Origin of the sequence: Streptomonospora halophila (assembly GCF_039542725.1) — a bacterium.
In the GTDB taxonomy this organism is placed as follows: domain Bacteria; phylum Actinomycetota; class Actinomycetes; order Streptosporangiales; family Streptosporangiaceae; genus Streptomonospora; species Streptomonospora halophila.
In genome coordinates this window covers 45,266-68,104 of sequence record NZ_BAABIK010000023.1, presented here as the reverse complement: position 1 = coordinate 68,104, position 22,839 = coordinate 45,266, and the positions used below count along the sequence as shown (strand labels likewise).

Sequence of the window (22,839 nt, the reverse complement as noted above, 5' to 3'; positions counted from 1 at the left end):
AATGCGTCGAAAACCCGCGGCCTATCCCCTGCGGCGGCGGCGCACCATCGCGGCCACGCCGACCGCCACGACCACACCCACTCCCGCGCCCAGGATCAGCACCTCGGGCGCGAGGCGGCCGCGCGAGGTGTAGGTGGAGACGACCTCGTCGTCGCCGCGCAGGCGGACACTGCCCTCGGGCGGCTCCACGACGTGGCTGTCCAGCCGCACCGCCCGGCCGCCGACCACCAGCGCCCGGGCCTCGTCGGCGAGGTTCGAACCGGCGCCGCGGACGCGCTTCCAGCTGCGCCGGGCGACGTTGGCGGGCTTGGTGCGGTCGACGATCCCGTCGAGCGCCTCGGACAGCCTCCGCTGCCGCCGCTCGATCTCGGCCTGCACACCCGCGGCGTCCCGCGGCAGGGGCGCGGACTCGCGTTCCTCCATGAAGAGCTTCCTTCCGCTATCGCAGCGTCGCCTGGGACGGGCCGGGGGCCGGACCCGGCTGCGCGCCGGTGACCGCGTCGCCAGGGGCGGGCGGGAGGCCCAAGGCGCCTTCGATACCGTCCACTACGCGGAAGAAGTCCCGCGTGGACAACCACAGTTTATAGACCAGGGCCGCCTCGAAAGCGAGCAGTGAAACACCCGCCGCCACGACGAACCAGGCCATTCCGGACGTGGAGAACACCGCCACGAGTGGCGCGATCACGAACACCGCTACCTGGAACTCGATCCCGCTCACCAGGTGGGTGCGGATGCGCCGCGCCCGCAGGAAGTCCCAGAACCGCTGGTACCAGGGGAAGCGCGTGTGGAACTCCCGGTGCAGGTCGACGCGGGGCAGGCGCACATCGGGATGCTTGCCCGCGTCGCGGTCGTAGCGGCTCTCCTTCTCGGTCTGGGTCTGCAGTATGTGCTCCAGCACCGAGATCCCGTGGCGCAGCACCGCCTGCTCGCCCTGGTCGCTCAACGGCCGGCCGTCCCGGCTCGACGCGATGCCGTCCGCGCCGGACCCGGCGTCCTCGTCGGGCTCCAGCATCGAGAGCGTCGCCCGCGCGCGCTCCAGCGCCGCCGCCAGGCGCGAGCGCATCTCCCGGCGCACCGTGTAGACCTGCAGCGCGTTGAGGTAGCGCAGCATGTCGACGAAGACCACGGCCAGTGCGAGCCAGACGAAGCCGACCTGACCGGTCAGCACGTACTGCCCGCCCATCAGCGCGATGGCGCAGACCAGCACCCGGAACCGGTCGAAGACGTAGTCCATCCAGGAGCCGAACAGGCTCTCCCGGTCGGCGAGGCGGGCGAGCTTGCCGTCCATGCAGTCGACCAGGAAGCACAGGTAGTACAGGACCGCCCCCAGCAGCAGGAACTGCCACTGCCCGACGGAGAACGCGGCGGCCGCGCCCAGACCGAGGAACAGAGCGGTGACGGTGAGCTGGTTGGGCGTGATCGAGGTGCGGTTGGCGACGAAGCGCACCGCCGGAACGGCGATGGGGTCGACCAGCCACACCGTCCACCAGGAGTCGCGCGCCCGCAGCGTGCGCTCCTTGACCTCGTCCAAAGTGAAACCAGTCATCGTCGGTTCGAACTCCCACACGCGAAGCGGATGTGCTCCACCCCGGCGGACGCCGGCCGAGCCCGCGCGGCCCGGGGTGTGCCGCACGAGTCTACGCAGCAGGGGCGGCCCCTGGGGGATCCACCGAGTGCGCAGGTGCCGACCACCATAGGGGATGACCGGCGACTCCGGTCCCCGGGCCGCGGCGCGCACCGTGTCGGGAAGGGCCGCCCGCGTGCCGGACGCCCGTGCCCGGGGGCGCCCCGTGCCCGGAACGACACCATAGGCTGGAGTCGCCTCCGCGGCGGCTTCGCCGGCTCGCGGCGGCCGCACGGCCGGTTCTCCGCCGAGCACGCGGGCGAACAGGCAGCCAAGCAGAGGAGCAAGGAGACCAGTGAGCGAGTCCAGCGAGTCGACCGCCCGGCTGCGCCCGGGCGACCCCGCGCCCGAGTTCACCCTCACCGCCGCCGACGGCTCCGACGTCGGCCTCGGCGAGGTGCTCGCCTCCGGCGGCAAGCGCGTGGTGCTGTACTTCTATCCGGCCGCCATGACGCCCGGCTGCACCACCGAGGCCTGCGACTTCCGCGACAACCTGCGCGGGTTCGAGGACGCCGGCGTCACCGTCCTGGGCGTGTCGCCCGACGCCCCCGAGAAGCTCGCGCAGTTCCGCGAGCAGGAGGGCCTGACCTTCCCGCTGCTGAGCGACCCGGGCAAGGAGGTCCTGCGGGCCTACGGCGCCTTCGGCGAGAAGAAGAACTACGGCAGGGTCGTCCAGGGCGTCATCCGCTCGACCTTCGTCATCGACCCCGACGGCACCGTGGCCAAGGCCTTCTACAACGTGAAGGCCACCGGCCACGTCGAGCGCGTCAAGCGCGAGCTGGGCCTGGCCTGAGCGCCCGCGGCGCTCAGACCTCCGCGGGCCCCTGGCGCCGACAGGGGCCCGCGCGTCCGCGATCGGTGCGCCGGGGCGCCCCGGCGGGCGCCTTCCTTCCGGCGGGTGCGACGGCGCCGCCCGGCCGCGGCGCCGTCCGGCCCGACCCACTTGCGCTCGGGCTCCGCCGGTGCCACCCTCACTCAGACGGCCGACTCGCCCGCCCGCGCCCGGGCGCCCGCGCGCGAGACCGCCGTTTCGGGGCCGTAGCCCAACGGCAGGAGGCAGCAGGTTTAGGACCTGTACAGTGCGGGTTCGAATCCCGCCGGCCCCACACAGCACCCCGGCTCACCGCGTCCGCCGGGTGCCGGGCACTCGGATGAGCGGCTCCGCCGCGGCCCGCGGCCGTTCGCGGCCGTGCCGGGTCGGCGCCGGGACCGCGGCGTTCAGGTGGCGCGCCTGCGTGAGGCCGCCGAGCGGGGCGGCTGGGCACGCATGTGGTCGCGGACCCGGGCCATGATGTCGCCGAGAGCGTGCAGGTCCCGGTCGGAGAGCGGATCGAACAGCAGGCCGCGTGCGACCCGGACGTGCCCGGGCAGGACCTTGTCGACCCGGGCGACGCCGTCCTCGGTGATCGTGACCAGGGTGGAACGCTGGTCCTCGGGGCTGGGCCCGCGCGTGACCAGGCCCGCCTTCTCCAGCAGTCCCGCCTGGTGGGTCAGGCCGCTGCGACTGTAGACGACGCCGTCGGCCAGCTCGGTCATCGTCAGCCGCCGTTCCGGGGCGCCGGCGAGGCGGGCCAGCAGCTGGAACTGGACGTAGCTGAGGTCGCCTTCCGCCCGCAACTGCTGCTCGACGGCATGCTGCAGCAGACTGACGGCCTCCATGAGCGCGAAATACGTCTCAAGCTGTTCGGGTTCCAGGGCATCGGCCATCCCTCCATCCTAGTTGCTTCGCCTTCGAAGCATTGTGACGAGCGCCACTCCGCACCCCCATTTGCTTCGACGTCGAAGCGAAGTAGGCTGAAATCACTTCGACATCGAATCAATTTCGAGGAGGGCGACATGAAGGCAGTGCGCTACCACCGGTACGGCGACAGCGACGTGCTGGTCTACGAGGAGGCCGAGCGTCCGGCGCCCGGCCCGGGGCAGGTGCTGGTGAAGGTGGCCGGGACCTCGTTCAACCCGGTCGACGCGGCGATCCGCGGCGGCGCCCTGCACGAGGTGTTCCCGCTGGCGATGCCGCACGTCCCGGGCATCGACGCGTCCGGGACCGTCGCGGAGCTCGGCGCCGGGGTCGAGGGACGCCGGGTCGGCGACGCCGTCGTGGCGTTCCTCCCGATGACCGCCGACGGCGCGGCCGCCGAGTACGCGCTCGCTCCCGCCGAGGCGCTGGCCGCCGCGCCGCGAACGGTCGCGCCGGCCGACGCCGCGGCGCTGCCCGCGGTCGGTCTCACGGCGTGGCAGTCCCTGTTCGAGCTCGCCGAAGTCCGGGCGGGGCAGAGCGTGCTGGTCAACGGCGCCGGCGGCGCGGTCGGCGCCTACGCGGTCCAGCTCGCCGAGCACGCAGGAGCCGTCGTCACCGCCACCGCGAGTGCGCGCAGCGCGGACCGCCTGCGCGACTACGGCGCCGACCGCATCGTCGGCCACATCGACTACACCGCCGCCCCCTTCACGGTGGAGGGGGCGCCCTTCGACGCCGTGCTCAACCTGGCGCCCACCACGCCGGAGGAGATCGCGGCCCTCGCCGGACTCGTCGCCGACGGCGGCGCCCTGGTCAGCACCACGACCCCGCCGCCGGAGGAGCCCCGACGCGGGGTGCGCACCGCGCGCGTCCTCGTCCGCAGCGACGCCGACCAGCTCGCCGAACTGGTCTCCCGGGTCGACGCCGGGCGGCTGCGGATCGACGTCGCCGACCGGCGCCCGCTGGCCGACCTGCCCGCCGTCCACGCCGACGCCGCCGCCGGCCGCCTGGCCGGAAAGACCGTGCTGATCCCCGCGTGAGGAGCGCCCGGCCCGCACCGCGCCGCCTCAGGATTCCGGCGCTCAGTGGAGAGGAGTCCGGTCCCGGTCCGCCCGCCGCGCCGCCGAACGCGCGGCGGGCGCACGTGGGGGGCGGCACTCGGCGGGCGCGTCCGTGCCGCGCCCGCGGAGGCCGACCGCGGAGTCTTCCGGGCCCGCGGGACCGGCGACGTTGCCGTGGCGCCCGCCGAGCGGCCGCTGCAGCCGCTCGGCCTCGCCGTCAGGGATGCCGCCGCGCAGCCGGCGGTCGTCATCGGCCTGCTCGATCCGCCGATCGCCTCGCCTGCCGGGCTGAGATCGCCGTGGTGCCCGGCCGCTGACGAGCCGTGGGCCGGATCCGGGAGGCGAAGGCGGGGCATGCGGGCGCGGGCGCTGCGGCGCTCGCGCGGCGGGGTCGGGGACCCGCCTCAGCGGCGTTGGCGCCCCGCGGCTGCGCGCGGGACGCTCTCGGACCTACGTCGAGGTGATCGCCTTCTTGCTCAGCGGCGACGCGATGTCCTCCAGGGAGCTGCGGGCCACCTCCAGGCCGATCACCCAGTGTACGAGGCCGCCCCCGATCATCAGTCCGGCCCCCAGGAAGTAGCCGATGGCGACCTGGGAGACGTCGCCGCTCCCGACCAGGCGCCCGAACAGCGCGGGGCCCGCGATGCCGCCCAGTGCGGTGCCCACCGCGTAGAACAGGGCGATGGCCTGCGGCCGGGTCTCCATCGGGAAGATCTCGCTGACGGTCAGGTACGCCGAGCTCGCCCCGGCGGAGGCGAAGAAGAACACCACGCACCAGCACAGTGTCACCGTCACCGCGCTGAGCACTCCGGCCTGGAGCAGCAGCCCGGTGCCCACCAGCAGCAGCCCCGAGCCGATGTAGGTGCCGGCGACCATCGGCTTGCGGCCCAGGGTGTCGAACAGCGGCCCCAGCAGCACCGGCCCCAGGAAGTTGCCCAGCGCCAGCGGGACGATGAACAGCGGCGCCGTTCCCGAGGAGACGCCGAAGAACGTCGTCAGCACCAGGGCCTGGGTGAAGAACACGGCGTTGTACAGGAACGCCTGGCCCGCGAACAGTGCGAGGCCCACGACGGTGCGGCGCGGGTAGGTGGCGGCGATGGTGCGCGCGAGCTCACGGAACGAGGTCCGCTCGCGCTGCTCCAGCGTCAGCGTGCCCTGGGGCTCGGGGAGGGTGTCGCGGTCGGCCTCGCGCTCCACCTCCTCCTCGATCGAGCGCACCACCTGCTCGGCCTCCTGGTCGCGGCCGTGGATGATCAGCCAGCGGGGGCTCTCGGGCACGATGCGCCGCACGACCAGGATGATCAGACCGAGCACGCCGCCCGCGGCGAACAGCAGCCGCCAGCCCAGGAACTCCGGCAGGATAGACGGATCGAGCAGCGGATAGGCCATGGCCGCGCCCGCGGCGGCGCCCAGCCAGTAGGAGCCGTTGACCATCAGGGCGACACGGCCGCGCAGCCGCGCGGGCACCATCTCGTCGATCGCGGAGTTGATGGCCGCGTACTCGCCGCCGATGCCGAAGCCCGTGAAGAACCGGCACGCGTAGAACCAGAGGGCGTTGCCGGAGAGCGCGGTCAGCACCGTCGCCGTCAGGTAGACGCCCAGTGTCACGAGGAAGATCCGGCGCCTTCCGTAGCGCTCGGTGAGGTGGCCGAAGTAGAGCGCTCCCAGGCAGGCGCCCACGACGTAGATGGAGGCGGCCAGGCCGACCTGGCTCTCGGAGATGCCGAGCCCGCTGGCCTCCTCGGTGATGCGCGATCCGATCGCGCCGACGATGGTCACCTCGAGACCGTCGAGGATCCAGACGCTGCCCAGGCCGATGAGGATGAGCCAGTGCCAGCGCTGCCATGGGAGGCGGTCGAGTCGGGCGGGGATGTCGGTGGTGACGCTCATGCCCTGCCGCTGTCCGCGCGCGGGCGGATGTAACCCGCGGGCTTTTGACGCGCTCCCGCCCCGCGCCGCTACGTGCGGAAGAGCAGCGCCCAGAGGACGACGCCGAGCAGCAGCAGCACACCCGCCACCACCGCCAGCACCACCGGCAGCGAACTACCCTCGCGGTGCTTGCCCGAGCTGGTCAGCCCGAGAGTGTCGGTGGAGTCGCGGATCGAGGTCAGCAGGTGGCCGACCGACTCGGGCCGGTGGCGCTGGATGCGCTCGTGCAGGTGGGAAACCGAGTCGGAGACCTGGTCCTGCAGGTCCGAGACCGACTCCTGGAAGGAGTTGCGCAGCAGGTGCGCGCCCTGGCGGAAGTGCTCGCGCGCCGACCCGGAGTCGTCCTCCTCGAAGGCTCCCCCGTCGTCTGCACCGAGTGTTTCGCCCTCCTCGTCGGTCTCCTCGGCCTCACCGCCGGCGGCGGAGTGCTGCGCGCCGCCGCCTCCGCGGGCGCCGTCGCCGGTGTCGCGGTCGCCGTGGGCGTCCTCCCGGGCCGGGCGCGGGACGATCGGCTGGGCGCCGGTCGCGGCGGTCTTGGCCGCGGTCTCGGGGCTGGTCTCGGGCGCCCACGGCGCGAGCGCGGCGATGCGCAGCATCTTGGTCGCGTTGTCGGCCGTGAGCCGGTCGCCCGGCTGGACGTGCAGCAGCCCGGCCAGGACCGGGGCGAGCGGACCGGCGTTCTGCGCCGCCGGCGGGTCGTCCAGGTCGGCGCCCTTGAGGATGCGGATGTAGCCCTTGCGGTCGTAGGGCGGGTGGCCTTCGACGGCGGCGTAGAGCGTGGCGCCCAGCGACCACAGGTCGGACTCGGGTCCCACCGGGCCCGCCTTGGCGCGCTCGGGCGGGATGTAGGAGGGCGAGCCGATGATGCGGCCGGAACTGGTCAGCGCGGACTCGCCGGTCCAGGCGGCCAGCCCGAAGTCGGTCAGTACGACCCGGCCGTCCTCGCTGATCATCACGTTCTCGGGCTTGACGTCGCGGTGCACGATGCCGTCGTCGTGGGCGACCCTGAGCGCGTCGATCAGCTGCAGGCCGATCTCGGCGACGCGCTGGTAGGGCAGCGGACCGGCCACGTCGATGATGCCCGCGAGCGTGCGCGCGTCGATGTACTCCATGACGATCCACGGGCGGTCGTCCTCGTCGACGACGTCGAGCACGGTGACCACGCCGGGGTGGGCCAGCCGCGCCGCCACACGCGCCTCGCGGGTGGTGCGCTGGAGCAGGCTCTCGCGCTCGGCCGCGCTGAGGTCGTCGGGCAGGCGCAGCTCCTTGACCGCCACCCGGCGGTCCAGCACCAGGTCGGTCGCGCGCCAGACGGTGCCCACACCGCCGCGGGCGATCTCGTCGGCGAGCTCGTAGCGCCCCTTCAGCACGCGGTGCGGAGTTCCGGTGTCGACGGCCGCCGCGGCCGAGTGCGTGTCAGCGCTCTCGGGCCGTTCGGCTTCGGGCCGCTCCGCTTCGGGCTTCTCTATGGAGGACACGGTCAGTCAACGAGTCTCATCACGGCCACGCTGGCCTCCTGCGGGCTCTTTCGGTCGCATCGAACGGCACGGGACCCCCGCGCTACAGGTGCACGGATCACCGTTTATACCAGGCGCTGCCGACGTCCAAGCAGGTGGTTGCCGGATCAGCGTCGTTTAGGTTCGGTTTTGTTATGTCCTCCCCAAGGGACTCCATGCACGTTTCCAACCGTTCTTTACCAACAGTCACGGTCGGTACACAGGAGCCGCCCGGGAAGGGCGGGTCCCGGCCGGGTCAGCTCCAGAGGGTCTCGGGGTCGCGCACGGTGACCGGACCCGCGCCCGCTTCGGCCAGCGGGCCCTCCAGACGCTTGGCGTCGCCGGCGATCACGGTCACCATCTCGCTCGGGCGCAGGTACTCCTGCGCGGCCCGGGCGAGGTCGTCGGCGGTGAGGGCCTCGAAGCCGGCCCGCAGCCGGTCGATGTGGTCCTCGGGCAGGTCGTGCACGACCATCTCGACCAGGGCGCCGGCCAGGCTGCGCGCCGTGGAGTAGGTCACCGGCAGCCCCACCGTGTTGGACTCGCGCACCGCCGACAGCTCGCCCTCGGTGACGCCGTCGGTGCGCAGCCGCTCGATCTCGGCCAGCGACGCGGTCAGCGAGTGCGCGGTCGTCTCGGTGTCGACCTGGGTGCTGACCAGGAAGACCCCGCTGTCGCGGCGCAGGTCGAACCGGCAGCCCGCACCGTAGGTGTAGCCCAGCCGTTCGCGCAGTTCCAGGTTCAGCCGCGAGGTGAACATGCCGCCCAGCACGTCGCTGACGCCGTCGGCGCGCGGCAGGTCCACCTGCGAGCGCGCCGGAGCGCGGTGAGCCATCAGCAGCGCCGACTGCACCGAGTCGGGCCGGTCGAGGACCACCACGCGCGGAAGCTCGCCCGGCGCCGGCCCCGGAGCCGTCGGCTCGGCGTCCTGCGGGGCGCCGGCGTCGCCGAACACCGCCGAGCCCAGCTCCTCCAGGTCCACCCCCGACAGGTCGCCGACGACCACCAGGGTGCCCGCCACCGCCGCGATGGAGGAGGCGTGGAAGTCCCGGACCGTCTGCGGATCGACGCTCTTCAGACGCTCGGGCGCGCCGCTGAGCGGGGTGGCGTAGCGGCCGGTGAACAGCTGCCCGCCGACGGCGCGGGTGGCCAGGGTCGAGGGCACCGAGGCGTCCAGCCAGAAGCGCTCCAGGATCTGGTCGCGGCGGCGCAGCACGTCCTCGTCGCGCAGCGCCGGGCTGCGCACCGCCTCGGCCAGCAGAGCGGTGGCGTCGTCGAGCCGGTTCGCCGGCGCGTCTACGCCGGTGATGAAACCGTCCCAGGTGACCCGCGAGACCCACTCGGCGCCGTGGCGCTCCAGCGCGGGGGCCAGCGAGCTGTTGCCGTGGACGCCGTCCTCCAGCGCCTCGTTGGTGAGCGCGGCCACGCCCATGCTCTCCGGCGGCTCGGCGGCGCCCCCGGAGGGGTGGACCAGGCGGACCGAGGCGAAGGCCTGGCCGGGGACGTCGATGGCGACCACGGTGCCGCCGCCCACGGTCAGGCGTCGCGGCTTCGGGAACGTATAGGGCTTCGGGGCACCGAGGTCTGGGCGTGTCTGCAGCATGCGGGTGACGACTCTCTCGTGTAGCGGGCGAAGGCGCCGGCGGGCGGACCGGACGGACGTGGCCCGGTGCGGGCGCCGCGCGGCGCCCGCACCGCGGTGGTCAGGCCGCGGGTTCGGCCGCGGACTCGGGGTCGAAGCGGACCGAAAGCCTGTTCTCGGGCACCAGCAGCCGCTTGGCCAGGTCGACGACGTCCTCGGCGGTCACGGAGTTCCAGCGCTGGGGCCAGGTGAAGGCGAGCTCGGGGTCGCCGAAAAGCTGGGTGCTGGAGCCGATGGTGTCGGCGAGTCCGCTGGGGTGCGACAGCGCCTGCATGTGGTCGCGCTCCAGCACGGCGCGGGCGCGCTCCAGCTCCTCGTCGGAGACGCCCTCGCCGAGGGTGCCGATCTCCTCGATCATGGCGGCCTCCAGCTCGTCGCCGCTCACGCCCTCGCGCGCGATCATGTTGGCCAGCATCAGGCTGGAGGTGTAGCGGAACGGCAGCAGGTCGGCGGCGGCGCCCCCGTCGTCGGCGGCCAGGCCCCGCTCCAGCACCAGGCGGCGGTAGAGCCGGCTGCCCTGCCCCTGGCCGAGGACCGCCGAGGCCAGGTGCATCACGTCGAAGTCGCGCTCGCCGTAGGGGCCGACGCGGAAGCCCAGGAAGACCCCGGGCGCCGGAACGGTCTCGACCACGCGCTCGGCGACCGGCCCGCCGATCAGGCCGGTGAGTGCGGCGTCGGGCGCCTCGGCCGCCGCCGGGCGCGCCGGGATCGCGCCGAAGTAGCGCTCGACCCGGTCGCGCACGTCCTGCGGGTCGAGGTTGCTCACGACCGTCAGCACGGCGTTGTCGGGGCCGTAGTGGCGCCGGTGGAAGTCGAGCACGTAGTCCAGGTCCGCGGCGTCCAGGTCGGCCATGGAGCCGATGGTGGCGTGGTGGTAGGGGTGGCCCTCGGGGTAGCCCAGCCGCAGGATGCGCTCCAGCGCGGTGCCGTAGGGCTGGTTGTCGTAGCGCTGGCGCCGCTCGTTCTTCACGACGTCGCGCTGGTTGTCCAGGACCTCCTGGGACATGCCGTCGCGCAGTGTGGCCAGGCGGTCGGCCTCCAGCCACAGCACGAGGTCCAGGGCGTGCTCGGGCACGGTCTCGTAGTAGTTGGTGCGGTCGGTGGAGGTGGAGGCGTTGATGTCGCCGCCGAGCCGCTCGACGGCGTCGAAGTGCTCGCCCTTGGCCACGTTGCCGCTGCCCTGGAACATCAGGTGCTCGAAGAGGTGGGCGAAGCCGGTGCGCCCGGGCGCCTCGAAGCGGGACCCGATCCCGTACCACAGGTTGACGGCGGCGACCTGGGGCGTCGACGCCGGTGCGGTCACCAGGCGTAGTCCGTTGTCCAGCGTGAATTGGTCGACCCGTCGCGCCGCGCCGTTGGTGGTCACCTGTTCCTGCACCCCTTGCCCGCACGTCGTTGAACTGCGTTCTCGTCTGTGCCAGAGCCTATGTGCTCGGGCACGTCCGCCGATACAGAAGGCCGCAGGAATCGGGGGTTCCGGCCGCGACCGGAACCGCCGCGGTTGCCGGGCGCGGCCGATCCGCGGGCCGGCGGACCGGTCCGCCGGCCGCACCGGCGCCTGCGGGACAGCGCACCGCTAGGCGACGCGCGTGAGCAGGCGCAGGGAGCCCTGCGCGCCCGTCTCGGTGAACGCGCCGCTGTCCAGGGCGCGGCGGTAGACGTTGTAGGGCGGCCGGCCGCCGTCGGCGGGGTCGGGGAAGACGTCGTGGATGGCCAGCGCGCCGCCCGGAGCCAGGTGCGGGGTCCAGCTCTCGTAGTCGGTCCGCGCGGCCTCCTCGGTGTGGCCGCCGTCGATGAAGAGCATGCCCAGCGGGGCCGACCACAGCCGCGCGACGTCGGCCGACCGCCCCACCACCGCGACCACGTGGTCCTCCAGGCCGGCGGCCGCCATGGTGCGGCGGAACTCGCGCAGCGTGTCCAGCCGGCCGGTGACCGGGTCGACCAGGCCGGGGTCGTGGTACTCCCAGCCCTGCTGGTGCTCCTCGGAGCCGTGGTGGTGGTCGACGGTCACGACCGTGCCGCCCGCCTGCCGCACCGCCGCGCCCAGGAAGACCGCGGACTTGCCGCAGTAGGTGCCGATCTCCAGCACCGGGCCGAGCGGCGCGTGGGCGAGCGCCGCGGCGTGCAGCGCCAGCCCCTCGTCGGTGGGCATGAAGCCCTTGGCGGCCTCGGCCGCGCGCAGCGCGTCGGCGGGCATGCCCGCGGACGGGGTCGTGGTCACGGGTGCCTCCCGGAGTCGTCGGCGTTGGTCCGCTGCGGGACGGGACGGGAAGTCGCGTGCCGCGGGCGCCCGCCGTGCCGGCGGCGGCCTGCGGCCGGCCCCGGTTCAGCGTCCGAACGCGGCGGTCAGGCGCTCCACGGCGGTGTCGAGCACCTCGTCGCGCTTGCAGAACGCGAACCGCACGAGGTGGCGGCCCTCCTCGGTGTTGTCGTAGAGGACCTGCGCCGGGACCGCCGCGACACCGGCCGTGTGCGGCAGCGAGCGGGCCAGCTCGATGCCGTCGCCGTAGCCCAGCGGACGGATGTCGGTGATGACGAAGTAGGTGCCCTGGGGCCGCAGGACCTCCAGGCCCGCCGTACGCAGCCCCGCGCACAGCCGGTCGCGCTTGGCCTGCAGCGCGTCCCGCTGGCCCAGCACCCAATCGCCCTCGTCGCGCAGCGCGTCGGCCACGGCCAGCTGGAGGGCGCCGTTGGCGGTGAAGGTGAGGAACTGGTTGACGGTGCGGGCCGCGCGCACCAGCGGCTCCGGCCCCATGACCCAGCCGGTCTTCCACGCGGTGACCGAGAACGTCTTGCCCACCGACGAGACCGCCAGGGTGCGCTCGGCCATGCCGGGCAGGGTCGACAGCGGGACGTGCTCGGCGCCGTCGTAGACCAGGTGCTCGTAGACCTCGTCGGTGAGGGCGATCAGGTCGTTCTCGCGGCACACCCGGGCGATCGCCGACAGCTCGTCGCGGGTGAAGACGGTGCCGGTGGGATTGTGCGGCGTGTTCACGATGATCATGCGGGTGCGCGGGCCGACGGCCGCGCGCAGCTCGGCCGGGTCGAAGGTGAACCGGCCGTCGGCGGCCGGGTCGGGCCGCAGGGTGACGGCACGGCGCACCCCGCCGGCCAGCGCGATCACAGCGGCGTAGGAGTCGTACATCGGCTCGAAGACCACGACCTCGTCACCGGCTTCGACCAGGCCCAGCACGCCCGAGGCGATGCCGGCGGTGGCGCCGACGGTGATGTACACCTCGGCGGCGGGGTCGAGGTCGATCCCGTAGCGCCGCCTGCGGTCTGCGGCGACGGCCGCACGCAGCTCGGGGCGCCCGGGTCCGGGCGGATACTGGTTGACGCCTTCGCGGATGTGCCGCGCGGCGGCCTCCAGCAGTGAGGACGGTCCGTCGGTGTCGGGGAATCCCTGCCCGAGGTTGACGGATCCGGTCTCGGTGGCCAGGCGGCTCATCTCGGCGAAGACGGTTTCGCCGAACGGGCGCATGCGCGTGACAAGGGGTTCGTCCACACCGGGCAGCATAGACGCCGGGCCGCGTGGCGCTCACGGCCCGGGGGCGCCCGGGGCGCTGCGGGCGGGGTCACAGGGCGCGGGTGCGCTGGGCGCGGACCTCGCTGAGCACGTCGCACAGGCGGGCCATGTCCTCGTCGCTGAAGCTCTCGACGAAGCGCAGCATGGTGGTCCCCGGGTCGCCGCAGCCGCTGAACACCTCGCTCATCACGCGTGCGGTGTGCTCCTCGCGGGACTCCCGCGGCCAGTAGAGCCAGGCGCGCCCGGCCTTCTCCCGCTCCAGCAGGCCCTTGTGGTACAGGATGTTGGTGACCGTCATGACGGTCGTGTAGGCGACGTCGCGGTCGTAGTCCATGGACGCGCGGACTTCGCGGACGGCCAGCGGGCGGTCCGACCGCCACAGCGCGTCCATGATGGCGGCCTCCAGTTCGCCGAACTCCCTCATCGCCACCCTCCCCGGCTTCGTTCCGCCATGGTAGAAGCGCCGGGGGCCGCCGCGCGGGCAAACGGTGAGCCGGGTACCGATACGGTCCCGCGACCTGCGTTGGCGCGGCGATACCGGTTCGCACGCACCGCGGCGCCACCGTTTCGCCGGGGAGGGGCGCCGCTTCGGGCCGGAGGCTCAGCCGCCGCTGCCGCGCATGTGCACGCGCGCCTGCTCGCTGAAGTCGCGCGGGATGACGTAGGGCCGCTCGGCGTTGACGTCGGGCCAGATGTCGCGCAGGTCCTCGGCCGTGCCGCCGCCCAGCTCGGCGCCGGGCCCCTCGGCCAGGAAGATCCGGGCGACGCGCCCGCCGCCCACGGAGTAGACCTCGCCGGAGGTCTCGCAGTCCTCGTGGGCCAGCCACACCACGGCCTGGCTGACGCGCTCGGGCGCCAAAAGCTCCTTCGGACCCTCCGGGAGCACGCCCTCGGTCTGCGGCGTGCGCGCCAGCGGGGCGACGGCGTTCGCGGTGATGTCGTACTTGGCGCCCTCGATGGCCACGGTCTTGGTGAGGCCGAGGACGCCCATCTTGGCCGCGGCGAAGTTGCTCTGCCCGAAGTTGCCGAACAGCCCGGAGGGCGACGCGGTGTTGACGATGCGCCCGTAGCCGTTGCCGCGCATGTAGCCGAAGGCGGCGCGGGTGACCAGGAAGGTGCCGCGCAGGTGGACGCCGACCACCGCGTCCCACTCGGCGACGCCGATGTTGCGGAAGGCGCGGTCGCGGAGGATGCCCGCGCTGTTGACGACGACGTCGACGCGCCTGTAGGTGTCCACGGCGGTCTCGACCAGCGAGCGGGCGCCCTCTTCGGCGGTGATGTCGTCGACGCTGACACACGCGGTACCGCCCTTGGAGCGGATCGTCTCGGCGGTCTCCTCGGCCGCCGCCACCGGGTCGGCGCCGGGGTCGTCGGCGCCGGTGCCGGTGTTCTCGCTGACCACGACCTTGGCGCCGCGCGCCGCGAGTCCGAGGGCGTGGGCGCGGCCCAGGCCGTGCCCGGCGCCGGTGACGATCGCGACGCGCCCGTCGAACCGCAACTCCATGTCCGCTCGTCCCCCCACAGTCGGTGTGCGGCGGGGCGGGCCGGTCCCGATCGCCGACCGGCGCCCCGCTCCAAGGCTCCCGGGTCTCATACCCGCTGTGCGGTCCGGACTCCCGCGGGGTGCGCCGCCGCCTCGCCCGATCGTGCCGCACGCCGGTGCCGCGCGGCGGCCCGCGCGCCGGGGCGGCCGGCGGCGCGGATCCGGCCCCGCGGGCCGGACAAGCACCGTGCGCGGCCCGGACCTGCTCCCTCTCCCGGCGAAACCCCCGTGTCTCGCCGGGGTCGGGACCAGCCGTCCTGTCCGGACCGCGCACACTACGTGAGACGCCGGTCCGCTGGATCCGGTTCCGGGCAATTCCCCGGCCGCGCCAGGATTGAGCGCATCCGCGAACGGGCATGGTGAGCGGCGCACACCGGCCGAACCCGATCCACCGCTTCCTCCCGACCGCATCTCGCCGGTCCTCCGCGGAACCGCCTCGCGCGCGTCGTGCAGCCGCGCGCCCGCCGTCGCCCCGACGGGCCTCCGGGACACGAAAACCGCAGGTCAGGTCAAGCGGACACCATGACAGTGTGAATCATTGTTAGCAATCTCCCAGTCCGTTACCGGCCTCGGGTCCCCATCGGCGTGCCTGGACAGCTAGCCTGTTACCCGAGATTGCTGACCGGGCGTGTGCTCCGGCGGCTCACTGCGAGCCGCTTGTGCCGGCCCGCCCCGAGGAGCGGCCATCTCGCCATACACACATTCACAAGCGAGCTGCGGAAGAGGGCGATCTCCGCCGTGTCGTCTGAGGCGTCTCAACCCCTGACAGATTTCGGCCCGAACGAGTGGTTGGTCGAGGAGCTCTACCAGAAGTACCTCGACGACCCGAACTCGGTTGACAAGGCATGGTGGAACTTCTTCGCCGACTACAAGTCCGGCGTTCCCCAGGCCAACGGAACGGGCAAGGGTGCAGCGGCCACGGGCACCCAGTCCGCTCCGGCGGACTCGGAGGCCACCAAGGGCGGCAAGGCCGCCGAGCCCAAGCGCGCGGCGTCCGCATCGGGCGACGGGAAGGGAAAGTCCGGGACCGGGCAGGACGCCGAGGGCGAGAAGCCCGTCGACGAGTCGCTCAAGGTCACCGAGGAGCGGCTGCGCGGCGCGCCCGCGCGTACGGCCGCCAACATGGAGTCCAGCCTCGCGCTGCCCACCGCGACCAGCGTGCGCGCGGTGCCGGTCAAGCTGCTGTTCGACAACCGCATCGTGATCAACAACCACCTGCGGCGCGGGCGCGGCGGCAAGGTGTCCTTCACCCACATCATCGGCTACGCCATGGTGAAGGCGCTGGAGTCCCTGCCGGAGATGAACCACTCCTACGCGGAGGTCGACGGCAAGCCGGGCGTGTCCAAGCCCGAGCACGTCAACTTCGGGCTGGCGATCGACCTGCAGAAGTCCGACGGCACGCGGCAGCTGGTGGTGCCCAGCATCAAGTCCGCGGACAAGATGGACTTCAAGGAGTTCTGGACCGCCTACGAGGACCTGATCCGCAAGGCCCGCAACAACAAGCTGGGCGTGCCCGACTTCCAGGGCACCACCATCAGCCTGACCAACCCCGGCGGCATCGGCACCGTCCACTCGGTCCCGCGCCTGATGCCCGGCCAGGGCACCATCCTGGGCGTGGGCTCGATGGAGTACCCCGCCGAGTTCCAGGGCGCGGCTCCCGAGACTTTGAACAACCTCGCGGTCAGCAAGGTCATGACGCTCACGTCGACCTACGACCACCGCATCATCCAGGGCGCCCAGTCGGGCGAGTTCCTGCGCCGCATCCACCAGCTGCTGCTGGGCGAGGACGGCTTCTACGACGAGATCTTCCGGTCGCTGCGGCTGCCCTACGAGCCCGTGCGCTGGACCCAGGACATCTCGGCCGGCGAGAACCAGCTCGACAAGACGAGCCGGGTCCAGGAGCTCATCCACGCCTACCGGGTGCGCGGCCACCTGATGGCCGACACCGACCCGCTGGAGTACCACCAGCGCCGCCACCCCGACCTGGACATCCTCCAGCACGGCCTGACGCTGTGGGACCTGGAGCGCGCGTTTGCCACCGGCGGGTTCGGCGGCAAGCAGCTGATGAAGCTGCGCGACGTGCTGGGCGTGCTGCGCGACACCTACTGCCGCACCGTCGGCATCGAGTACATGCACATCCAGGATCCCGAGGAGCGCGAGTGGATCCAGGCGCATGTCGAGCGCGAGCACGAGAAGGTCAGCCGCGACGAGCAGCTGCACATCCTGCGCCGGCTGAACAACGCCGAGGCCTTCGAGACCTTCCTGCAGACCAAGTACGTCGGCCAGAAGCGGTTCTCGCTTGAGGGCGGCGAGTCCCTGATCCCGCTGCTGGACGGGGTGATCACCCGCGCCGCGAAGGCGGAGCTGGACGAGGTCGTCATCGGCATGGCCCACCGCGGCCGGCTGAACGTGCTCGCCAACATCTGCGGCAAGTCCTACGGGCAGATCTTCGGCGAGTTCGAGGGCAACCTCGACCCCCGCAGCGCCCACGGCTCCGGCGACGTCAAGTACCACCTGGGCACCGAGGGCACGTTCGAGACCCCCGACGGCGACAAGATCGCGATCTCGCTGGCGGCCAACCCGAGCCACCTGGAGACCGTGAACCCGGTCGCCGAGGGCATCGTCCGCGCCAAGCAGGACGTGCTGGACAAGGGCCCGCACGGGTTCACCGTGCTGCCGCTGCTGGTGCACGGCGACGCCGCCTTCGCCGGGCAGGGCGTGGTGGCCGAGACCCTCAACCTGTCGCAGCTGCGCGGCTACCGCACCGGCGGCACGGTGCACGTCATCGTCAACAACCAGGTCGGGTTCACCACCTCGCCGGCCGACAGCCGCTCCAGCGTCTACGCCACCGACGTCGCGCGCATGGTGCAGGCCCCGATCTTCCACGTCAACGGCGACGACCCCGAGGCGGTGGTGCGGGTCGCCCAGCTGGCCTACGACTACCGGCAGTCCTTCAACAAGGACGTCGTGATCGATCTGGTCTGCTACCGGCGCCGCGGCCACAACGAGACCGACAACCCGGCCTTCACCCAGCCGCTGATGTACGACGTGATCGACGCCAAGCGCTCCACGCGCAAGCTCTACACCGAGGCGCTGATCGGGCGCGGCGACATCACGATCGAAGAGGCCGAGCAGGCGCTGCGCGACTACCAGGAGCAGCTGGAACGCGCCTTCACCGAGACCCGCGAGGCCGGCCGCAAGCCGATCGAGCCGGGTGCGGTGATCAAGCCCGAGGTGTTCGACGAGGGCCGCATCGACCACGCGTCGGTCGAGAGTGCCATCACCGGCGAGGTCGTCAAGCAGGTGGTCGACACCCAGGTGAGCCTGCCCGAGGGCTTCACGCCGCACCCGCGGCTCAAGCCGCAGCTGCAGCGCCGCGCCCAGATGCTCGAGGACGACGCGCTCGACTGGGCCACCGGCGAGATGCTGGCGTTCGGTTCGCTGCTGCTGGAGGAGCACCCGGTGCGCCTGGTCGGCCAGGACACCCGGCGCGGCACGTTCGGCCAGCGGCACTCGGCGCTGGTCGACCGCGACTCCGGACAGGTGCACACCCCGCTGAAGCAGTTCGACAAGGGCACCTCGAAGTTCTACGTGCACGACTCGCTGCTCAGCGAGTACGCGGCGCTGGGCTTCGAGTACGGCTACTCGGTGGTGCGCCCCGAAGCGCTGGTGGCCTGGGAAGCCCAGTTCGGCGACTTCGTCAACGGCGCCCAGACCATCATCGACGAGTACATCAGCGCCAGCGAGCAGAAGTGGGGCCAGCGCTCCAGCGTGGTGCTGCTGCTGCCGCACGGGTACGAGGGCCAGGGGCCCGACCACTCCTCGGCGCGCATCGAGCGGTTCCTGCAGCAGTGCGCGCAGGAGAACATGACCGTGGCGCTGCCGACCACCCCGGCGAACTACTTCCACCTGCTGCGCTGGCAGGTGAAGTCGCAGTACCGCCGCCCGCTGGTGGTGTTCACGACGAAGGTGATGCTGCGGCTGAAGGCCGCCACCTCGCCCGTCGCCGACTTCACCTCGGGCGCGTTCCAGCCGATGATCCCCGACACCACGGGGCTCGACCCGAAGAACGTGCGGCGCGTGGTGCTGTGCTCGGGCAAGATCTACTACGAGCTCGACGCCGCCCGGAAGCGCACGGGCGACACCAGCACGGCCCTGGTCCGAGTCGAGCGGCTCTACCCGCTGCCGGCCGAGGAGATCCGCCAGATGCTCTCGGGCTACCCCGAGGCCGGCGAGGTGCTGTGGGTGCAGGAGGAGCCGGCGAACATGGGCCCGTGGCCGTTCGTGGCGCTGGTGTTCTCCGAGCAGCTCGACCGCCCCTTCACCCGGGTCTCGCGCCCGGCGAGCTCGGCCCCCGCGGCCGGCTCGGGCAAGCGTCACGAGGTCGAGCAGCAGGCGCTGATCAACACCGTCTTCCCGCCGGCGGACTAGGCCGATGTACTTCACCGACCGGGGCATCGAGGAGCTGGAGCGGCGGCGCGGCGAGGAGGAGGTCTCCCTCGCCTGGGTCGCCGACCAGCTGCGCACCTTCACCGACCTCCACCCGGAGTTCGAGACCCCCGTCGAGCGCCTGGCCACCTGGCTCGCCCGCCTCGACGACGAGGACGGGGACGGGGACGAGTAAGCAGCACGCGCGGCGGCGCCGCCGCGCGTGAGCGCCGCACGGCGGCCGCGAGGGCGATCGGGGCACCGGGCCGGGTTCGGTCCGGTGCCCCGCCGCGTATCGTCCGGCGGTCCGCCGCGCGGGCGGGTGCGCGTGGAGGCGCGGGCGCGCCCCGGACCTCCGGGGGCCACCAGGGGCGCACCCCGAGCCGACCCGGACTCCTCCCCCGATATCTCACGACATATCTTGAAGTGCGGGGAGTCGCGACATATCGTGAGTCCAACAGCGGTTCGAGCCGAAAGGTATCCCGATGGCGCGTTGGACCATCGACCAGCCGACGACACGCACTCTGGACGGGATCGTGGCACTGCGCGTCCGGGTCATCGGCGGTCACGTCAACATCCTGCCCACCGACGACCCGGTGACGTTCGAGGTCTCCGACGTCTCCGGCGAGCCCGTGCTGGCCACGCAGGAGGCCGGCATCCTGACCGTCACCTACGACGACCTCACCGGCAGCGGCCTACTGGACCGCCTGCGCCCGGTGCAGCTGTCGGGCTACCGGGGCATGGCACGCCGCTCGGCAACCGTCAGCCTGCAGGTGCCGCGCGACTGCCCCGTCGAGGTCACGACCCTCTCGGCCCCGGTCGTGGTGGCCGGGCTGAGCGGCAAGACCCAGATCCGCACGGCCTCGGGCGACATCACGCTGGACGGGCTCACCGGCGAGACCGAGATCAACACCGTCTCCGGCAACGTCGCGGCCCGCGACCTGCAGGGCAGCCTGCACTTCAACACGGTCCGCGGCCAGGTCGCGGTCGCCGGGGGGCGCCTCTACGACCTCACCGGAAAGAGCGCGTCGGGCCAGTTCCTCGGCGACGTGGACGTGGCGCCGGCGGGCCGGGTCCGTCTGGGATCGGTCTCCGGCGAGATTGCGCTGCGGGTGCCCGCCGAGACGTCGGCGACCGCCGAGCTGCGCTCGGCGACCGGCAAGCTGGAATCCGACTTCGCCCTGGAGCGCCGCGACCAGCGGGCCCGGGGCAGCCTCGCCGGCAAGATCGGCAGCGGGGTCGACCCCGCCGGCATCACCGCCACGACCGTTTCGGGCGCCGCCTCGCTTCTGCGCCGCGAGCCCGACGCCCCCGCAGCGATCCCGAGGGGGAACGACCAATGAGTACCATCTTCGGCCACGGACGCCTGCGGCTGTACCTGCTGAAGCTGCTGGACGAGAGCCCGAGGCACGGCTACGAGATCATCAGCCTGCTGCGGGACCGCTTCCTGGGCGTCTACTCGCCCTCGCCCGGGACGATCTACCCGCGCCTGGCCCGCTTGGAGGAGGAGGGCCTGGTCACCCACGAGGAGGTCGACGGCCGCAAGGTCTACCGCCTCACCGACAAGGGCCGCGAGGAGCTGCACAGCCGCAGCGCCGACATCGACGACCTCGAACGCGAGATCACCGACTCGGTGCGCGACGTCGCCGAGGCCGTCCGCGAGGACGTGCGCCACACGATCAGCTCGCTGCGCGAGGAGCTGAAGGGCGGCGGCGCGGGCCGCAGGCCGCGCGGCGAGGGCGGCGGCGGGTCCGGGGAGTCCGGAGCGGCCGGCGGCGGATCGGAGTCGGCACGCGGCGGCGAGAGCGGCGGCGACCGCGAGCACGCGTCCCGCGGCTCGCGGTGGACGCGCGACTGGGAACGCTTCGCTCAGGGCTTCGGCGGCGCCTGGGGCAAGCGCTCGGGCGAGCGGCCCGAGTTCGACCAGGCGCTGCGCGACTTCTCCGAACGCGTGCGCGACGTGGTGCGCGAGGCCGGCCAGGTCGGCGAGTCGGCGGCGCACGACCTGCGCAGGATTTTGGACGACACGTTCGAGACCATCCGCCGCGACGTCGGCAACTGGGGGCCGCGCGACCAGGCCGAGCGCGAGGAGGACGACCGCTGCCGCGGCGGGTCCACGGGGTCGTCCCCTTGCGGCGCCGACGCGGCCGACGACTCCGCCGGCGGCGCGGCCGAGGACACCGGTACCGGGAAGGCCGGAGCGGCGTCAGGCTCGGCCGGGCCCGACGGGGGCGCGTCCTCAGGGGCCTCCGGGCCCTCCGAGGGCGCCGCGGGGCCGACCGACCCCTGGAGCACGGCGGTCGGCGGCCAGGCCGAGGGCGGCGGCGAAGGCGGCGGCGAGGCGCAGGGGGCGCACGGACGGCACGAGGCGCCCGCAGGCGAGCGGGACGGGGGCTCCGGGAGCGCCGACGACCCGTGGGGCAGGGCGGTGAACGAGGACGGCGACCGCCGCGACGGCGGCTCCGCGTCCTGAAACCGGCGGCCCGGACGCCCGACCGGTCCGGCGAAGGGGGGTGTCCCCGCGCGCGGCGCGGGGACACCCCCCTTCTCGCGCCTGGCGCGCGCCTGACGCGGGGCGGTCCGCGGTGCGGACGCCGCGAGGGGCTCAGACCCGGAAGACGACCTTGCCGAACAGCTCCCCCTGCTCCATCGCGGCGAAGCCCTCCTCGGCGCGGTCGAGCGGCAGCACCCGGTCGATCTCCGGGCGCACGCCGGTGCGGGCGCAGAACTCGGCCAGGCGACGCAGCTCGTCGCGGCCGCCCATGGTCGAGCCGAGCACGGACAGCTGCAGGAAGAAAACCCGGTTCAGCTCGGCCGGGGGCGCGTCGCCGCTGGTGGCCCCGCAGGTGACGATCCGCCCGCCCGGACGCAGCGAGCGCAGGGAGTGGCCCCAGGTCGCCTCGCCGACGGTGTCGAACACGACGTCGACCTTCTCCGGCAGGCGCTCCCCCGACGCGACGGCGCGGTAGGCCCCCAGCCGCTCGGCGCGCTCGCGCTTGCCGGCGTCGCGGCTGGTGGCGTAGACCCGGTGGCCCGCCGCGGCGGCCATACGGATGACCGCGCTGCTCACGCCGCCGCCGGCGCCCTGCACCAGGATCGGCGAGCCGGGTTCGAGGCCCGCGCGGACGAAGAGCATCCGGTAGGCGGTCAGCCACGCCGTGGGCAGGCAGGCGGCCTCCTCGAAGGAGAGCTCCGCGGGCTTGGGGACGAGGTTGCGCCGGGGGACGGCGACCTTCTCGGCCAGGGTGCCCGGATGGACCTCGGAGAGCAGGGAGCGCCGGGGGTCGCGGGTCTCGTCGCCGCCGCCCGCGTCGGGGTCGCCGATCACGGCGTGCACGATGACCTCGTTGCCCTCTTCGTCCAGCCCGGCGGCGTCGCAGCCGAGCACCATCGGCAGCCGTTCCTCGGCCAGGCCCACGCCGCGCAGGCTCCACAGGTCGTGGTGGTTGAGTGCGGCGGCCTTGACCCGCACCGTCGTCCACCCCTCGGGCGGGGCCGGGTCCGGCCGCTCCCCCGCCTCCAGCCCGGACAGTGGGTTCTTCTTGTCGATACGCGCTGCGGTGATAGCGAACATGCCCTGACCCTAACCACCTGGGCCGCCGCTGTGCGGCCCGCCCCGAGCGGCGTCCGGCAGCCGCGTCGAATCCGCCGGTCAGCGGGGCCTCGGCGGCTCCGCGGTCCCCCTAGAATTACCGAGGGGACATTCTCGCGCAAACGTCGGCCGGGCGTTCGGGGCGGAGGGCGCCCCGAAGGGTCCGGCAAAGCGCCGGGGAGGCCGTTTTCCCTTTCCCGGGAAAAGGTTCGCATTCTGCGGAAACATGCCTCCCGTACGCCCGCTGCCGCGGTGGATTTCCC

At 73.0% G+C, this 22,839-nt stretch carries 18 protein-coding genes and 1 tRNA gene; 7 read left to right on the top strand and 12 right to left on the bottom strand.

Annotated features, from left to right (window positions below; all coding sequences use genetic code 11):
• Positions 1-21: 21 nt before the first annotated feature.
• A complete protein-coding gene (locus ABEA15_RS18755; RefSeq protein WP_345557905.1) occupies positions 22-423 on the bottom strand; it encodes a DUF3618 domain-containing protein in 402 nt (133 codons plus the stop codon).
• A gap of 16 nt (positions 424-439) precedes the next feature.
• On the bottom strand, positions 440-1,546 hold the full coding sequence (locus ABEA15_RS18750) for a CDP-alcohol phosphatidyltransferase family protein (RefSeq protein ID WP_344141692.1): 1,107 nt from the start codon (positions 1,544-1,546) through the stop codon (positions 440-442).
• 373 nt (positions 1,547-1,919) lie between these two features.
• Between ABEA15_RS18750 and bcp the strand changes: the two genes are divergently transcribed.
• Both bcp and ABEA15_RS18740 read left to right on the top strand, forming a co-directional pair.
• Positions 1,920-2,417: a thioredoxin-dependent thiol peroxidase gene (gene bcp / locus ABEA15_RS18745; RefSeq protein WP_345557902.1), complete on the top strand. Its 498-nt coding sequence runs from the start codon at positions 1,920-1,922 to the stop codon at positions 2,415-2,417.
• Positions 2,418-2,656: 239 nt separating this feature from the next.
• A tRNA-Leu gene (locus tag ABEA15_RS18740) sits at positions 2,657-2,730 on the top strand.
• A gap of 112 nt (positions 2,731-2,842) precedes the next feature.
• Here the strand turns inward: ABEA15_RS18740 and ABEA15_RS18735 are convergent.
• Positions 2,843-3,331: a MarR family winged helix-turn-helix transcriptional regulator gene (locus ABEA15_RS18735; RefSeq protein ID WP_344141694.1), complete on the bottom strand. Its 489-nt coding sequence runs from the start codon at positions 3,329-3,331 to the stop codon at positions 2,843-2,845.
• A gap of 129 nt (positions 3,332-3,460) precedes the next feature.
• On the opposite strand from ABEA15_RS18735, the gene ABEA15_RS18730 reads away from it, so the two are divergent.
• The gene (locus ABEA15_RS18730; protein ID WP_345557900.1) at positions 3,461-4,399 is read left to right on the top strand and encodes an NADP-dependent oxidoreductase; all 939 of its coding nucleotides are present in this window, start codon (positions 3,461-3,463) and stop codon (positions 4,397-4,399) included.
• A 471-nt stretch (positions 4,400-4,870) separates the two neighbouring features.
• Here ABEA15_RS18730 and ABEA15_RS18725 read toward each other — a convergent pair whose 3' ends face one another.
• From ABEA15_RS18725 to ABEA15_RS18690, 8 genes are all read right to left on the bottom strand, one after another.
• The gene (locus tag ABEA15_RS18725) at positions 4,871-6,310 is read right to left on the bottom strand and encodes an MFS transporter (protein ID WP_345557898.1); all 1,440 of its coding nucleotides are present in this window, start codon (positions 6,308-6,310) and stop codon (positions 4,871-4,873) included.
• Positions 6,311-6,378: 68 nt separating this feature from the next.
• Positions 6,379-7,719, bottom strand: a complete 1,341-nt coding sequence (locus ABEA15_RS18720; RefSeq protein ID WP_344142013.1) for a serine/threonine-protein kinase — start codon at positions 7,717-7,719, stop codon at positions 6,379-6,381.
• A gap of 382 nt (positions 7,720-8,101) precedes the next feature.
• Positions 8,102-9,448 (bottom strand): M16 family metallopeptidase, encoded by a 1,347-nt coding sequence (locus ABEA15_RS18715; protein WP_345557896.1) that lies wholly within the window; start codon positions 9,446-9,448, stop codon positions 8,102-8,104.
• A 100-nt stretch (positions 9,449-9,548) separates the two neighbouring features.
• Positions 9,549-10,853 carry a M16 family metallopeptidase gene (locus tag ABEA15_RS18710; RefSeq protein ID WP_344141699.1) on the bottom strand — a complete coding sequence of 435 codons (1,305 nt, stop codon included), beginning with the start codon at positions 10,851-10,853 and terminating at the stop codon, positions 9,549-9,551.
• A gap of 210 nt (positions 10,854-11,063) precedes the next feature.
• Positions 11,064-11,684: a class I SAM-dependent methyltransferase gene (locus ABEA15_RS18705; RefSeq protein ID WP_344142014.1), complete on the bottom strand. Its 621-nt coding sequence runs from the start codon at positions 11,682-11,684 to the stop codon at positions 11,064-11,066.
• Positions 11,685-11,813: 129 nt separating this feature from the next.
• Positions 11,814-12,992 carry a pyridoxal phosphate-dependent aminotransferase gene (locus ABEA15_RS18700; RefSeq protein WP_345557894.1) on the bottom strand — a complete coding sequence of 393 codons (1,179 nt, stop codon included), beginning with the start codon at positions 12,990-12,992 and terminating at the stop codon, positions 11,814-11,816.
• Positions 12,993-13,062: 70 nt separating this feature from the next.
• On the bottom strand, positions 13,063-13,437 hold the full coding sequence (locus tag ABEA15_RS18695) for a BlaI/MecI/CopY family transcriptional regulator (protein ID WP_344141701.1): 375 nt from the start codon (positions 13,435-13,437) through the stop codon (positions 13,063-13,065).
• Between the two features lie 177 nt (positions 13,438-13,614).
• Positions 13,615-14,517 (bottom strand): SDR family NAD(P)-dependent oxidoreductase, encoded by a 903-nt coding sequence (locus ABEA15_RS18690; protein WP_344141703.1) that lies wholly within the window; start codon positions 14,515-14,517, stop codon positions 13,615-13,617.
• Positions 14,518-15,294: 777 nt separating this feature from the next.
• On the opposite strand from ABEA15_RS18690, the gene ABEA15_RS18685 reads away from it, so the two are divergent.
• The 4 genes from ABEA15_RS18685 (at position 15,295) to ABEA15_RS18670 (ending at position 21,457) form a co-directional block, all read left to right on the top strand.
• Complete coding sequence (locus tag ABEA15_RS18685) at positions 15,295-18,987, top strand: multifunctional oxoglutarate decarboxylase/oxoglutarate dehydrogenase thiamine pyrophosphate-binding subunit/dihydrolipoyllysine-residue succinyltransferase subunit (RefSeq protein WP_345557892.1); 3,693 nt, start codon at positions 15,295-15,297, stop codon at positions 18,985-18,987.
• Between the two features lie 4 nt (positions 18,988-18,991).
• The gene (locus ABEA15_RS18680; protein WP_345557890.1) at positions 18,992-19,180 is read left to right on the top strand and encodes a DUF6104 family protein; all 189 of its coding nucleotides are present in this window, start codon (positions 18,992-18,994) and stop codon (positions 19,178-19,180) included.
• Between the two features lie 289 nt (positions 19,181-19,469).
• Positions 19,470-20,327: a DUF4097 family beta strand repeat-containing protein gene (locus ABEA15_RS18675; RefSeq protein ID WP_345557888.1), complete on the top strand. Its 858-nt coding sequence runs from the start codon at positions 19,470-19,472 to the stop codon at positions 20,325-20,327.
• Entirely contained in the window at positions 20,324-21,457 is a 1,134-nt protein-coding gene (locus ABEA15_RS18670; protein ID WP_345557886.1) for a PadR family transcriptional regulator, read from the top strand. The genes ABEA15_RS18675 and ABEA15_RS18670 overlap by 4 nt, the downstream gene beginning before the upstream one ends.
• 132 nt (positions 21,458-21,589) lie before the next feature.
• Here ABEA15_RS18670 and ABEA15_RS18665 read toward each other — a convergent pair whose 3' ends face one another.
• Positions 21,590-22,558, bottom strand: coding sequence for a zinc-binding dehydrogenase (locus ABEA15_RS18665; RefSeq protein WP_344141710.1), 969 nt, complete (start codon positions 22,556-22,558; stop codon positions 21,590-21,592).
• Positions 22,559-22,839: the final 281 nt, after the last annotated feature.

Bases quoted from the DNA above. Each gene is read 5' to 3' on its own strand.
- ABEA15_RS18735 (WP_344141694.1), bottom strand. From the start codon at position 3,331: ATGGCCGATGCCCTGGAACCCGAACAGCTTGAGACGTATTTCGCGCTC.
- ABEA15_RS18695 (WP_344141701.1), bottom strand. From the start codon at position 13,437: ATGAGGGAGTTCGGCGAACTGGAGGCCGCCATCATGGACGCGCTGTGG.
- ABEA15_RS18670 (WP_345557886.1), top strand. From the start codon at position 20,324: ATGAGTACCATCTTCGGCCACGGACGCCTGCGGCTGTACCTGCTGAAG.
- ABEA15_RS18675 (WP_345557888.1), top strand. From the start codon at position 19,470: ATGGCGCGTTGGACCATCGACCAGCCGACGACACGCACTCTGGACGGG.
- ABEA15_RS18665 (WP_344141710.1), bottom strand. From the start codon at position 22,558: ATGTTCGCTATCACCGCAGCGCGTATCGACAAGAAGAACCCACTGTCC.
- ABEA15_RS18690 (WP_344141703.1), bottom strand. From the start codon at position 14,517: ATGGAGTTGCGGTTCGACGGGCGCGTCGCGATCGTCACCGGCGCCGGG.
- ABEA15_RS18715 (WP_345557896.1), bottom strand. From the start codon at position 9,448: ATGCTGCAGACACGCCCAGACCTCGGTGCCCCGAAGCCCTATACGTTC.
- ABEA15_RS18705 (WP_344142014.1), bottom strand. From the start codon at position 11,684: ATGCCCGCCGACGCGCTGCGCGCGGCCGAGGCCGCCAAGGGCTTCATG.
- ABEA15_RS18755 (WP_345557905.1), bottom strand. From the start codon at position 423: ATGGAGGAACGCGAGTCCGCGCCCCTGCCGCGGGACGCCGCGGGTGTG.
- ABEA15_RS18680 (WP_345557890.1), top strand. From the start codon at position 18,992: ATGTACTTCACCGACCGGGGCATCGAGGAGCTGGAGCGGCGGCGCGGC.
- ABEA15_RS18750 (WP_344141692.1), bottom strand. From the start codon at position 1,546: ATGACTGGTTTCACTTTGGACGAGGTCAAGGAGCGCACGCTGCGGGCG.
- ABEA15_RS18725 (WP_345557898.1), bottom strand. From the start codon at position 6,310: ATGAGCGTCACCACCGACATCCCCGCCCGACTCGACCGCCTCCCATGG.
- ABEA15_RS18730 (WP_345557900.1), top strand. From the start codon at position 3,461: ATGAAGGCAGTGCGCTACCACCGGTACGGCGACAGCGACGTGCTGGTC.